Raw genomic sequence first — 12,049 nt, 5'->3', positions numbered from 1 at the left:
CAACACCGGCGCGGGCCGCTGCCCGGTGTGCGAAGGGCAGGGCATGCGCACCATCGAAATGAACTTCCTGCCCGACGTGAAGGTGGAGTGCGACGCCTGCGGCGGCGCGCGCTTCAACGCCGAGACCCTGGCCGTGCATCTGCGCGGCAAGAGCGTGGGCGAGGTGCTGGGCATGGAGGTGGACGATGCGGTGGGCTACTTCGAACACCATCCCGCCGTGCGCCACCCGCTGGAACTGATGCGTGACGTCGGCCTGGGCTATCTCACCCTGGGCCAGCCCTCGCCCACCTTGTCGGGCGGCGAGGCGCAGCGCATCAAACTCGTCACCGAACTCGCCAAGGCGCGCATCACCGAAGGCCTCACGCGGACCGGGCGGGGCCGGCAGCCGCACACCTTGTACGTGCTGGACGAACCCACCGTCGGCCTCGCCATGGCCGATGTGGAGAAACTGATCCGCGTGCTGCACCGCCTGGTCGAGGCGGGCAACACGGTGGTGGTCATCGAGCACAACCTCGACGTGATCGCCGAAGCCGACTGGCTGCTCGACATGGGCCCCGAGGGCGGCGACGGCGGCGGGCGGCTGGTGGTGCAGGGCACGCCCGAGGAAGTCATGGCGGCCAAGGGGTATTCGCACACGGGGCGGGTGCTGGCCGAGTTCATGGCGGAGCAGGCCAAGCGCGCGGCTTGACGGACCGTGGGGGTTGCCTTTGCGGCGTCGAGCATCCGCGGAGGGCACCTAAGCGGTGCGCGAGGCCGCCCTCCGCTTAGGTGCCCTCCGGGTCGGTGCCAATGGCCGCGCGACGCTCGCGCATGGCTCGCACGATCAGGCGCCGGTCGCTGCCGATGCTGAAGAGGCGAATGCCGCGCGCCGCCCATCGAGCCCGTTCGCGTGCCATGCCCTGAGGGTCCGGGGAGAACAACGAGGCGATGACTTCGACGCCGCGTTCCTGGGCTCGGTTGACCACCTCGTCCAGACTCGCCTGGACCTCGGGATGGTCGACCTCGCCGGGAAAGCCCATGTCATGGGCCAGGTCGAACGGGCCCAGTGCGACGCCGTCCAAGTGAGGCACCTGCAAGATCTCGTCGATGTTGCGCACCGCGGCGGGACTCTCTATCAGGACCCACACCAGCACGTCGGCATTGGCCTGGCGCGAGAAGGCTGGCCAGTCCTCGGTTTGGTGCCACGAGGCGCGTGTCCCTGGGCAGGCACCTCGACGGCCGCTGCCCCCGTCCTGGCGATAGCGGGCGGCATCGACGACGGCCTGGGCTTGGGCCCCGTCCGAGACGTTGGGTACGACCACGCCTTGTGCACCGGCGTCCAGTACTCGCATGATCAGGCTCGGGGTCTGGTCTGGCACCCGCACCAACGCGGTCAGCCCGACTGCATCGGCCGCGCGCAGCATGTGCACGGCGGTTTCCAAGTGGAATGCGCCATGCTCGCAGTCGATCCATACAAAGTCGAAGCCGGCGGCGCCGGCCATCTCGATCAGTTCGGGCGAGGCGACCTGCATGACGGGGCCGGCCAGGAGGCGGCCCTCAGCCAGACCGGCCCGTACAGTGTTGGTTCGTGGTTTGACCATGGTGGAGATCCTCATCATTGTGCTTTGGCGCCCGATTGCGCTACCACATCAGCCCACGTCTGCAACTCCTTGCGCAGCACGGTCTCCAGATGTGCCGGCGAGCCGTCCTCGGCAGGCTGGCTGGCAATCTCGGCCAGCCGCCGCTTGACTGTGTCGTCATTGACAGCAGACTGCGCTGCCTGGCTCAGGCGTAGCACGGCATCCTGCGGCGTGCCGGTTGGCGCCACGAGCGCGTACCACGACTCCACGACGAAATCGGCGATGCCCGCTTCCTGGACGGTTGGTATATCGGGAATGGCCGCCATGCGCTGCGCTCCGGTGACGGCAATGGCGCGCAGCTTTCCGGCCTGCACGTGCGGCAGCGCCGTCGTGTCGCTGAACATCGTGGTGATCCGCCCAGCCATCAAGTCCGTCAGGGCCGGCGCACTGCCCTTGTAGGGTACGTGGGTCATGTGGGTGCCCGCGCGTACGTTGAACATCTCTCCCGACAGATGCATGGAGCTTCCAATACCCGAGGAGGCGAAGGTGGCATCGCGCTGGGCCTTGGCGTGCTCAACCAAATCCTGGACAGAGGCGATACCGTCGGCAGGGTTGACGACGACGACGTTGGCGGTGGTGACGAGTTGGCCGACAGGTGCGAAGTCGCTCAGCGGCTGGAAGGCAACGTCCTTGTAGAGATGGGGGTTGATCGCCAGCACGCTGCTGGTACCCAGCAGCACCGTGTAGCCGTCGGGCGCGGCCTTGGCCACCAGGCGCGCGGCAATGTTGCCATTGGCGCCGGGACGGTTGTCGACGATGACCGGCTGGCCGAGCGTCCTGGCCATGCGTTCGCTCAGCATGTGCGCGAGCGTGCTGGCGAAGCCGCCCGCCGCATACGGGACGATCATGGTGATGGGGCGGGACGGGAACGGACTCGCGGCGGCGGTGTATGACGCAAGGCACAGCATGGCCGCCAAGGCGGCCTTGCTGCATCTGGGCAATGACATGTCTTCTCCTGGTCGTTGTTCTGGATGGATGATCTCGAAGCCACATCGTGGTTCGTGACCTATCCGCAGTTCATGCTAAGCAGGCGCCTTGCGAGCAACAATAGGCGCGACATATCACGAAACCACAATGTGGCTTCCATTGACATGACGGATCTCTACCTGCTCCCACCCGCGCCGGGTGACGAGCCGCGCGGTACTCAAAGCATCGGCCGCGCTGTGACGCTGCTGCGTGCCATCGCCTCGCGCGGCCGCCGCGGCATCCGGATCGACGAGCTGGTGGGCATGTCGGGCCTGCCCAAGACCACCTGCGTGCGCGTGCTGGGCCGCCTTTGTCGTGAGGGGTTGGTGGCCAGGGACGGCCATACCAACAAGTTCTACCTGGGCCGGTTGCTCTATGAACTGGGTCTGCTCGCCCAGCCGCGCTACCGGCTGGGCGAGGCCTGTGAGCCGGTGCTGCGTCGGTTGGCCGAACACACCCGTGACACTGTCTACCTGAGTGAGCGCAGCGGGTTCGAAGCGGTATGCATTGCCTGCTGCGTGGGCGACTATCCGATCAAGGCCGTCCCGCTGGATGTCGGCGTGCGACGCCCGCTGGGAGTCGGCGTGGGTGGCGTGGCGATTCTGGCCGCGCTCGACCCGCGCGAGGCGAGCCAGGTGGTCGGCGGGATCGGCCGGCGCTATACGGGGTTCGACGGCCTGACCGCCGCCCGCGTTCTACGTCATGTCCGCGAGAGCGTCTCCATCGGCTATGCGACTGGGCCCAGCCCAGGCGCTCCGGGTGCATTGTCGGTGGGCGTGCCATTCCCACCGGTGCTCGCCAGTGCTTCGATTACCGTGACCGCCTTGTCGAATCGCATGGGCGCCGCACGCCAGCGGCGCCTCGCCGCGCTCGTCAAGGCAGAAATCGATGGCATTGCCGCGGACTGGAACGCAGCTATCGGGATTTGATGCCGATGCCGGACGTGTTGTACATCGACCCACTTGGGCTCGACACCCGGGCGGCCTTCAGCCGAACGGATACGGCCCCGGGTATTCGCCGATGTAGGCCTGGTGCGTGACGAGCGCGCCGTCCACCCAGGCGTGCACGAGCAGGCTGGGCGGCTCCATGGTGAAGCCGGCTACACCGTCGGGGGCAAGGTCGAGCGCGATCTGGTGTGCCGTCGACGGACAGCACGACACCAGCGTGCCGCCGAAGCGGCGCGTGATCGCGCGATGCACATGGCCGCAGATCACGCGCTCGACGTTCGGGTGGCGTGCGATCAGCGCTTCGAGTTCCGCCCGGCCTTCGGTCAGGGCCATGGCGTCCATGTGCGCGATGCCGCAGGCGAAGGGCGGATGGTGCAGGGCGACGATGGTCGGGCGGCCCGGCGCCTCGGCCAGGCGCTCGGCCAGCCAGGCCAGGCGCGTGCCGCACAGCGCGCCGCGCTCCTCGCCCGGCACCACGCTGTCCAGGGCAAGGATGCGCACGGGATAGTCCTCGATGGCGTACTGGATGTAGCCGTCGTGTCCGCGCAGGTAAGTGTGCTCGGGGAAGGCGGCGCGCAGCGCGTCGCGGCCATCATGGTTGCCCGGCATCAGCCGAAACGGCAGCGTCGCCTGTTGCAGCAGCGTGCGCAAGGCGGCATAGAATTCGGGCGTGCCCGCGTCGACCAGATCGCCCGTCAGCAGCAGGCAATCGGGGTGCGGCGTCAGCCGTGCGGCGGCGGCCAGGGCGGGCGGCAGCATGGCGCTGGTCTCGACCACACCATAGGCCCGGGCGCCCGGGGGCATGACGTGCATGTCGGACATCTGGACGAGGATCATGGTGTACCTCGGCTTGGATCGGGGCGAGCGCGTTGCCGGTGGCACTGGCCGGCGCCATGTTGCTCCGCGCTGGTGCGGATCATCCCAGGCGCTGGCTGACGGATTCGAGCGCCGGGGGATGAGGGGCGATGTGCCCTAGCGCTTGGGCAGGACGCGCAGCGGGTCCACCGGCTCCCCATTGTGGCGCACTTCGAAGTAGAGCACGACCTGGCTGGCGTCGGTGCTGCCCATTTCGGCGATCTGCTGGCCCTGCGACACGCGGGCGCCTTCCTGGACGGTCAGCCGGCGATTGTGGGCGTAGACGGTCATGAAGTTCGAGCCGTGGTCCACGATGACCATGTTGCCGTAGCCGCGCAGGCCGGAGCCGACGTACGCCACCCGTCCGGAGGCCGCGGCCCGCACCGGTGCGCCCGCGCCTGCGGCGATCGAGATCCCGGAGCGGCCGGGCATGCGGCCCGTCTTGCCGTCGGCGGGCCAGGCGAGCTTGACGGCGTTGGCCGGTACCGCCGCCGTCGCGCGCGGGGCGGGCGCCGAGGGCTGCACCTGCGTAGGGTCGCCGCGCGAGGTGGCCAGCGGTGTGCTGTCCGTTGACCCGCTCGCCACGCCGGTGTCGCCGGGCTTGCCGGGGTTGGCCACCACCTGCAGGGTCTGGCCGACGTGGATGCGATTCGGATTGGCGAGCTTGTTCCAGCGCACCAGGTCGTCCACCGAGGCGCCGTAGCGTCGGGCGATCGACGATAGCGTCTCGTTGGGCCGGACATCGTGGTAGCCGGGCCCGCTGGGGCGCGAGGGCGACGAGCCGCAAGCGGCCAGCAGCGCGATCAGGGCGGCGATCGCGGCAGTGCGCGCGGCGTTGCGCAGGGTGTGCAAGGGAAGGGTGAAGGCAAAGCGTGAAGCGGCAGACATCCTGTGGTTTCCAGCAATGGGCACGCCGGCCGTCGGGCGCGCGACGGCAACAGCAAATTTCAGTCCGAGGGTGCGGTGAGCGCCTCGCGCAGCGCCGTGTTGGCGGCGGCCAGGCCCATGGCGGCGGTCACCGTCACGACCGAGCCATAGCCTGCGCACGAGAGGCCCTGGGGCGCCACCTCGCAGGCGTCGGCGCCGGCGGCGGGGCGGCGCACGGGTTCGTCCACCCAGAGCGCCCGCACCTGCATGCGCGGCACGCGGGCGGCGCGCCTGGCCGTCTTCGGTTCCACGCGCGGGTAGCCATGATGCCGGCGCAGCTCGTTGCGCAGGCGCGCGAGCAGGGCATCGTTGACGGCCTGGGACAGATCGCCCGCGCGCAGGGCGAGCGGATCGGTCTTGCCGCCCGCGCCGCCGCAGACGATGAGCGGGACGCGGTGCGCGCGCGCATGCAGGATCATGGCGATCTTTGCCCGGGCCTGGTCGGTGGCGTCCACGATCGCCGAGTAAGGGCCGGGCAGCGTGCGCCCGAGGTTGTCCGGTTCGACGAAATCGTCGACCAGGGTCAGCCGGCAGCCGGGGTGGATGCCGCGGATGCGCTCGGCCATGGCCTCGATCTTGGCCTGGCCCAGCGTGTCGTCGAGCGCGTGGATCTGGCGATTGACGTTGGAGGGCGCAACGTGGTCCATATCGATCAAGGTGAGCGCGCCCACGCCGCAGCGCGCGAGGGCCTCCGCGGTCCAGGAGCCCACCCCGCCGATGCCGGCGACCGCGACGTGGGCGCCGGCCAGGCGGTCGTAGGCAGCGTCGCCATAGAGGCGGCGCAGGCCGCCGAAGCGGCGCTCGGTGTCGGCGCTGCTCGGCAGTTCGTTGGAGATGCCGGGGTCTTGCATGTAAATTCCGGGAAAAACCTGCGATTCACGGCGAACATGCACGAATTCCATCCTTGGTTTGCGCAGGTCGCCTCTTGCGGTATGCTACATCTTCCTTCACTTGTCCTCGCGGACGATGTCAGACCCTTACCCTGCTGATGCGCAGCCGTCCGGCTCGCGCACTGTCAAATCCCCCAAGTCGCTCTTCGAACGCTTTTCCGCTCTGCTGCGGCGCGAGCCCGAAGACCGCGACGAACTCAAAGTCCTGCTCGAAGACGCCCACGAGCGCCAGCTCGTCGATGCCGACGCCTATGCGATGATCGTCGGCGCCCTGGCCGTCTCCGAACTGACGGCGGCCGATGTCATGGTGCCCCGTTCGCGCATCGACGCGCTGGACATCTCCCGGCCGTTGGCCGAACTGCTGCCCTATGTCATCGAGGCGGCCCATTCGCGCTTCCCGGTCTACGAGGAAACCCGCGACAACATCATCGGCATCCTGCTCGCCAAGGATCTGCTGCAGTGCATGCAGAATCCCGAGGTCGAGATCCGCAGCCTCGTGCGGCCCGCCGTCTTCATTCCGCAGTCCAAGCGTCTGAATGTGCTGCTGCGCGAGTTCCGCGTCAACCGCAACCACCTCGTCATCGTGGTCGACGAGCACGGCGGCATCGCCGGGCTGGTCACCATGGAGAACGTGCTCGAACAGATCGTCGGAGACATCGAGGACGAGTTCGACGAGGAAGCCGAGCAGACCATCTTCCCCGATGGCGAGAACCGTTGGCGCGTGATGGCGACGACGGAGATCGACCGTTTCAACGAAGCCTTCAACGCCCACCTCGAGACCGACGAGTACGACACGGTGGGCGGCTGGCTGGCGGACGAGCTCGAGCACATTCCGCGTCGCGGCGACACCGTCGAGCGCGACAATCTCGTTCTCCAGGTCACGCGCGCCGACGCCCGGCGCGCGCTCTGGCTGACCGTGCAGGTCAAGTGATCCGGCGCGGCTGGCCCCTGCTGTTCGCGGGCGGGCTGCATGCGCTTGCGTTCGCGCCCGGGCCGCTGCCCGTCTGGCTGCTTCCGCTGATCCAGGTTCTCGCCCTGGCCTTGCTGGCCGGGGCTGTCTGGCGTGCATCCGGCCCGCGCGCGGCTGCCGTGCGCGGCTGGTGGTTCGGCGCGGGCACGTTCGCGGTCGGCTTCTACTGGATTTTCATCAGCCTGCACGTCTATGGCGAGATGGCGGTCTGGCTGGCCGGGCTCGCCGTGGTCTTGCTGGCCGCCGCACTGGCCGTGCTGCCCGCGCTGGGCATGGCGCTCGCGCGCCGGCTCGCCGGCCCGGGCAGCGGCGGCCTGGGCTTCGTCGCGGCCTTTGCCGGGGGCTGGGCCGGCACCGAGTGGGTGCGCGGCTGGATCTTCACCGGCTTTCCGTGGCTCAACGCCGGCTATGCGCACGTCGACGGGCCGTTGTCGGGTTATGCCCCTGTGCTGGGCGTCCATGGTGTCGCACTGGCCGCGGCGGTGGTGGCGGGGGCATTCGCCCTGGCTGCCTGCGGCCGCGGGCCGGCACGGGTGCGCGCCGGCGCCGCCGGGCTCATCGTGCTCGCGCTCGGCGCCGGTCTGTCCGTGGCGCGCTGGGGCATCGAGCCCGCCGGCCGGCCGATCTCCCTGCGCCTGGTCCAGGGCAACGTCGAGCAGTCCAACAAGTTCGATCCCAATCTGATCCTGGACACGCTGCAGCGCCATCTGGCCATGAGCACGCAGCCTTCCGGCGTGGCCGGCTTCTCGCCCGACCTCGTCGTGCTGCCGGAAACCGCCATCCCCTTGTTCCAGGACCAACTGCCGGCGCCGCTCTGGCAGCAATGGATCGATGCCGCCGGCGCCCAGGGCACGGCCCTGGCGACCGGCATCGCCCTGCACACGCCCGGCCCGGATGGCGGTTCGCGCTACACCAACAGCGTGATCGGCTTCACGGGCGACGCCGACCCCAACGATCTCGTCAACGGCCGCGTGCCCTATCGCTACGACAAGGCGCACCTCGTCCCCTTCGGCGAGTTCGTGCCGACCGGCTTTCGCTGGTTCGTCAACGCCATGGTCATGCCCATGGGCGACTTCGATCGCGGCGCCAAGCGTCAGCAGCCGTTCGCCATCGCGGGCCAGCACATCGCGTTCAACATCTGCTACGAGGACGTGTTCGGCGAGGAGCTGCTGCCGGCGCTGCGTCCCGGGCCGAACGGCGAGCCGGGCGCCACTTTGCTGGCCAACGTGAGCAACCTGGGCTGGTTCGGCGACTCCTGGGCGCTGCCGCAGCACCTGCGCATCGCGCGCATGCGTTCGCTCGAGCTGGGGCGCCCCTCGATCCGCGCGACCAACACCGGGGTCACCGGCGTCATCGACAGCCGTGGCCGCGTCCAGGCCGTCCTGCCCACCCACGCGGCCGGCGTGTTGGACACCGTCGTCCAGGGCACGACCGGCTGGACGCCCTACGCGCGCTGGGGCAACGCGGCGGCGCTCACGCTGATCGCCATGTGCCTGGCGGGGGCGGGGCTGCGGTCCAGGGTGCGTTTCCGATGAGTCGCGACGGCGCGATCATGGCGGCGTAAGCCACTGCCGCCTGAAGGCGGCAGCGCTCCCGGCGCCGGCCGCGCTGCGGCTCCGGATCAGCCGTGCGGGTCCGATGCCAGCGCCAGGGCCTCGATGCCCTCGAAATCCAGCATCTGCAAGCGTTGTCGCACCTGCGGCAGGAACGTGTCGTAGCGCGTGCCGGCTTCAGCCATGGTGGCCAGCCATTGTTCGATGTCGGACAGGCGGCCGTCGCGCGCCAGAGCCGCCAGGTGCAGCCGCTCGCCGGCGTCGGGCAGGGCACGGCCGGCGTGCGGCACGGGTCTGGCGTGCGGCGGGGCGGGGTGGGGCGCCAGACGGCGCGGCCGCACCGGCGTGATGTCGAGCGCCTGCACCGACAGCGTGAAACTGAAGCGGCTGCCATTGCCCACCGAGCTTTCAACCTGCAGTTCGCCGCCCAGGGCGCGCACGATGTTCTGCGCAATGTACAGGCCTAGCCCGACGCCGCCCTGTCCGCGCTGGATCTGCCGAAAGGCGTCGAAGACCGACATGCGGTCTGCGAGATCGATGCCGATGCCGGTGTCGGCCACCGAGAAATCCAGGCGCCAGGCATTTTCCGCCGGGCTGGCATTCAGCTTCAGGGTGATGGTGCCCCGGTGCGTGAACTTGGCCGCGTTCGACAGCAGGTTGAGCAGCACCTGCTGCAGGCGCCGGCCGTCCAGCCGCACCAGCCTGGGCAGCACGGGCGGCGGCTCGTACACCAGCCGGTTGCCCTGGCGCGCGCCGAGCGTCGCGCCAAAACCGGCGACTTCCTCCAGCAGCTTGGACAGTTCGACCGCGCCCGAATGTACCTCCAATGGCGCCAGCTCGCCGCGTGCGTATTCGAGCAGTTCGTCGATCATCGCCATCTGGTAGCCCACACTGCGCTCGATCGCCTGGATGTGGGGCTCCTGGTCGGGCGTCTGCGTGGCCGCGAGCAGCCGGGTATAGCCGGAAATGGTCGCCAGCGGGGCGCGCAGGTCGTGGGTGATGTAGCCCAGCGTCTCGACCTTCTGGCGGTTCTGCGCCTCGGCGTACTTGAGGGCGTCGTTCAGTTCGGTGGTGCGCTGCGCCACTTCCCGGCGCAGGCGCTCCTGTTCGGTGAGCTGGCGTTCGACCAGTTCGTCGCGCGCCTGGTTGCGCTGGCGGCCGACGTGGTGGATCCAGGCCGCCATGATGGCCAGGTTGCCGCCCAGATGCAGCAACCCCGTCACCGGGTGGGGTTCCAGGTCCATGTCCAGCCAGCGCAGAACAGGCAGGTTGGAGCCGCCTTCGACCAGCAGTTGCACCGCGAGGTTGGCCAGGCTGATCGCCATGCCGATCAGGATCAGCCTGGCGCTTGGGTCGCGCCGGATCAGCATGACCAGGGCAGCGGCCAGGACGCTCACGGATAAGACCATCCCCATCGCGGTCTGGATCGTGAACATCAGCGGGGCCGGGCCGATCACGAAGGCGGCCACGAGGCGCAGTGCGGCCACCATCATCAGGGCGATGAACCAGACCCGGCCTGGGATGCGGATGCCTTCGCGCTGTCCGAGCTGCAGGGCGAAGGCCAGCAGCAGAAGCCCGATCAAGGGAAGTACGACGAGGGGAACGCGCTCGTCCAGCAGCGGCGAATCCGCCCCGAGGTAGAGGCGGGGATAGCCGCGCTTGATGTACTCGTGCGCGGCGACGATGGCTGAGAGCAGACTCAGCCACAGGAAGGGCAGGCTGCGCGCCAGCGCGGCGATCACCAACGTGGCCCAGGCGAGCGCCGACAGGCCGCCGATCAGCACCCCATCCCACAGCGCGGCGCGGCGCTCACGCGCCTCGAACGCCGTGTTCTCGTAGATCTTGGGCTGCACCGCCGAGAACCGCAGGTTCCGCACGCGCATGTAGATGTCGGCGGACTGGCCAGCGGACAGGCTGAATTCCAGCGCCTGGTAGCGCGACGGCGGACTGTTGGTCCGCGACCCGGCCGCGGCCGGCGCCTGTGCCGCGGGGTCCGGCAGAGAGGGGGCGGTACCCTCCGGCCGTTGCGCGAGCAGGTAGTAGTCGACGTCGCCCAGCCGGGGCGAGCCCGGCGTCACAACCAGATCGAGTGCGCGGTCGCCATCGTTGCGCACCGTCATGCGCAGCCACCAGGCCGAGGCATTCATGCCGGGCCTGGTCTGCCATGCCGCGACGGGCCGCCAGCTCTCCGGCTGGCCCGGCGGCAGCCGGGCGACGTCGCCCAGTGTCAACGTGCCGTCGACGTCCTCCACGGCCTCGGCGGCCTCCGACAGGTGCCGCGGCCATGCGGTGTGCGCGTCCACCGCCACCGTGACCGGCGCAGCGTGCGCGAGCGCCAGCCACAGCCATGCTGCGCAGACGAGCAGCGCACGTGTCATGGAGATTCTTCGAGAGGGGCGGCCGGCGCGTGCGGCGCCTCGGTGGCCGCCGCCTCGCGATAGGCGCTGGGTGTACTGCCGGAATGCTCGCGGAACGCCGTGGCGAAGTTGGCGGCGGACGAAAAGCCGATCTCGCCGGCAATGTCGGCGATGCTGAGGTCGGTCTCGCGCAGCAGGCGACGAGCGACGGCCAGCCGCTGCTCGCGCAGGAACTCGTATCCCCCTTTGCCCAGGTGTGTCTTGAAGGCGCGCGTCAGCCGCTTTTCGTTGGTGCCCAGGCGATGAGCAAGTTCCTGCATGCGAGGCGGTTGGGCCAGATGATCGGACAAGTAGCGGGTGGCGGCGGCGACCAGCGCCTGGTCGCGCTCGCGGCGCTCGCTGCCGGTGGACGTTCGGCCGCTGGAGACTCCGATGGTGGAGGGGATCCCGGCCGCGCGCGGGGGCAAGGCTGCGCGACCCAGGTGCACGCCGATGCGCGCCAGCACTTCCTGGGCCGAAAACGGCTTGACGACGTAGTCCACGCCGCCGGAATGCAGGCCCTCCAGGCGTTCATCGACCTCGCCGGCGGCGGACAGAAAAATGATCGGAATGTGCGCCGTCGTCGGCTCGGCGGCAAGCCGTCGGCACACCGTATAGCCGTCCATGCGTGGCATGTGCACGTCGAGCAGGATCAGGTCCGGTACGAGGGCCAGCGCCCGCGCATAGGCCTGCGCGCCGTCCAGCGCAACGCTGATGCGCACGCGCGCGGCGCGCAGCAGTTCGATCAGCAGGCGCAGATCGTCCGGCCTGTCGTCTGCGATGAGTACGTGCGGAGAGACGTCTTTGGCGGGACTTGCGGTGGAGGACATGGTGGAACTGCGCAGACTGAACCTTCCGGGGCGACTGCCGCCGACTCCAGGTTGCGGGACGTTACCGCTGTGATGGCCGAGTCTATACCAGATATC

10 protein-coding genes are annotated in these 12,049 nt (G+C 69.3%); 3 read left to right on the top strand and 7 right to left on the bottom strand.

Annotation, left to right across the window (positions count from 1 at the left end):
- Positions 1-764: 764 nt before the first annotated feature.
- Both FOZ76_RS13195 and FOZ76_RS13190 read right to left on the bottom strand, forming a co-directional pair.
- Entirely contained in the window at positions 765-1,580 is an 816-nt protein-coding gene (locus tag FOZ76_RS13195) for an HpcH/HpaI aldolase family protein (protein WP_170235430.1), read from the bottom strand.
- A 14-nt stretch (positions 1,581-1,594) separates the two neighbouring features.
- A complete protein-coding gene (locus FOZ76_RS13190; RefSeq protein WP_246129493.1) occupies positions 1,595-2,527 on the bottom strand; it encodes a Bug family tripartite tricarboxylate transporter substrate binding protein in 933 nt (310 codons plus the stop codon).
- A gap of 183 nt (positions 2,528-2,710) precedes the next feature.
- Here FOZ76_RS13190 and FOZ76_RS13185 point away from each other — a divergent pair, with 183 nt between their 5' ends.
- Positions 2,711-3,514 (top strand): IclR family transcriptional regulator, encoded by an 804-nt coding sequence (locus FOZ76_RS13185; RefSeq protein ID WP_170235428.1) that lies wholly within the window; start codon positions 2,711-2,713, stop codon positions 3,512-3,514.
- Positions 3,515-3,571: 57 nt separating this feature from the next.
- Here FOZ76_RS13185 and FOZ76_RS13180 read toward each other — a convergent pair whose 3' ends face one another.
- The 3 genes from FOZ76_RS13180 to FOZ76_RS13170 form a co-directional block, all read right to left on the bottom strand.
- Positions 3,572-4,369, bottom strand: a complete 798-nt coding sequence (locus tag FOZ76_RS13180; protein WP_143948738.1) for a phosphodiesterase — start codon at positions 4,367-4,369, stop codon at positions 3,572-3,574.
- Positions 4,370-4,504: 135 nt separating this feature from the next.
- A complete protein-coding gene (locus FOZ76_RS13175; RefSeq protein WP_143948737.1) occupies positions 4,505-5,275 on the bottom strand; it encodes a M23 family metallopeptidase in 771 nt (256 codons plus the stop codon).
- Positions 5,276-5,334: 59 nt separating this feature from the next.
- Positions 5,335-6,165, bottom strand: a complete 831-nt coding sequence (locus FOZ76_RS13170; protein WP_143948736.1) for a tRNA threonylcarbamoyladenosine dehydratase — start codon at positions 6,163-6,165, stop codon at positions 5,335-5,337.
- Between the two features lie 115 nt (positions 6,166-6,280).
- On the opposite strand from FOZ76_RS13170, the gene FOZ76_RS13165 reads away from it, so the two are divergent.
- Positions 6,281-7,135: a CorC family transporter gene (locus FOZ76_RS13165; protein ID WP_143948735.1), complete on the top strand. Its 855-nt coding sequence runs from the start codon at positions 6,281-6,283 to the stop codon at positions 7,133-7,135.
- On the top strand, positions 7,132-8,709 hold the full coding sequence (lnt, locus tag FOZ76_RS13160) for an apolipoprotein N-acyltransferase (RefSeq protein WP_246129490.1): 1,578 nt from the start codon (positions 7,132-7,134) through the stop codon (positions 8,707-8,709). Before FOZ76_RS13165 ends, lnt begins: the two co-directional genes overlap by 4 nt.
- Before the next feature lie 86 nt (positions 8,710-8,795).
- On the opposite strand, the gene FOZ76_RS13155 is transcribed toward lnt, so the two are convergent.
- Together FOZ76_RS13155 and FOZ76_RS13150 are read right to left on the bottom strand one after the other, a co-directional pair.
- Positions 8,796-11,105, bottom strand: a complete 2,310-nt coding sequence (locus tag FOZ76_RS13155; RefSeq protein WP_143948734.1) for a sensor histidine kinase — start codon at positions 11,103-11,105, stop codon at positions 8,796-8,798.
- Positions 11,102-11,953, bottom strand: coding sequence for a response regulator (locus FOZ76_RS13150; protein WP_143948733.1), 852 nt, complete (start codon positions 11,951-11,953; stop codon positions 11,102-11,104). The genes FOZ76_RS13155 and FOZ76_RS13150 overlap by 4 nt, the downstream gene beginning before the upstream one ends.
- Positions 11,954-12,049 lie beyond the last annotated feature (96 nt).

The organism is Verticiella sediminum, from assembly GCF_007558815.1.
In the GTDB taxonomy this organism is placed as follows: domain Bacteria; phylum Pseudomonadota; class Gammaproteobacteria; order Burkholderiales; family Burkholderiaceae_B; genus Verticiella; species Verticiella sediminum.
Note: the sequence above shows the minus strand (reverse complement) of the source record. Positions and strands in the feature narration are given on the sequence as shown.

Bases quoted from the DNA above. Each gene is read 5' to 3' on its own strand.
- FOZ76_RS13175 (WP_143948737.1), bottom strand. From the start codon at position 5,275: ATGTCTGCCGCTTCACGCTTTGCCTTCACCCTTCCCTTGCACACCCTG.
- FOZ76_RS13155 (WP_143948734.1), bottom strand. From the start codon at position 11,105: ATGACACGTGCGCTGCTCGTCTGCGCAGCATGGCTGTGGCTGGCGCTC.
- FOZ76_RS13165 (WP_143948735.1), top strand. From the start codon at position 6,281: ATGTCAGACCCTTACCCTGCTGATGCGCAGCCGTCCGGCTCGCGCACT.
- FOZ76_RS13150 (WP_143948733.1), bottom strand. From the start codon at position 11,953: ATGTCCTCCACCGCAAGTCCCGCCAAAGACGTCTCTCCGCACGTACTC.
- FOZ76_RS13190 (WP_246129493.1), bottom strand. From the start codon at position 2,527: ATGCTGTGCCTTGCGTCATACACCGCCGCCGCGAGTCCGTTCCCGTCC.
- FOZ76_RS13180 (WP_143948738.1), bottom strand. From the start codon at position 4,369: ATGATCCTCGTCCAGATGTCCGACATGCACGTCATGCCCCCGGGCGCC.
- FOZ76_RS13185 (WP_170235428.1), top strand. From the start codon at position 2,711: ATGACGGATCTCTACCTGCTCCCACCCGCGCCGGGTGACGAGCCGCGC.
- FOZ76_RS13170 (WP_143948736.1), bottom strand. From the start codon at position 6,165: ATGCAAGACCCCGGCATCTCCAACGAACTGCCGAGCAGCGCCGACACC.
- FOZ76_RS13195 (WP_170235430.1), bottom strand. From the start codon at position 1,580: ATGGTCAAACCACGAACCAACACTGTACGGGCCGGTCTGGCTGAGGGC.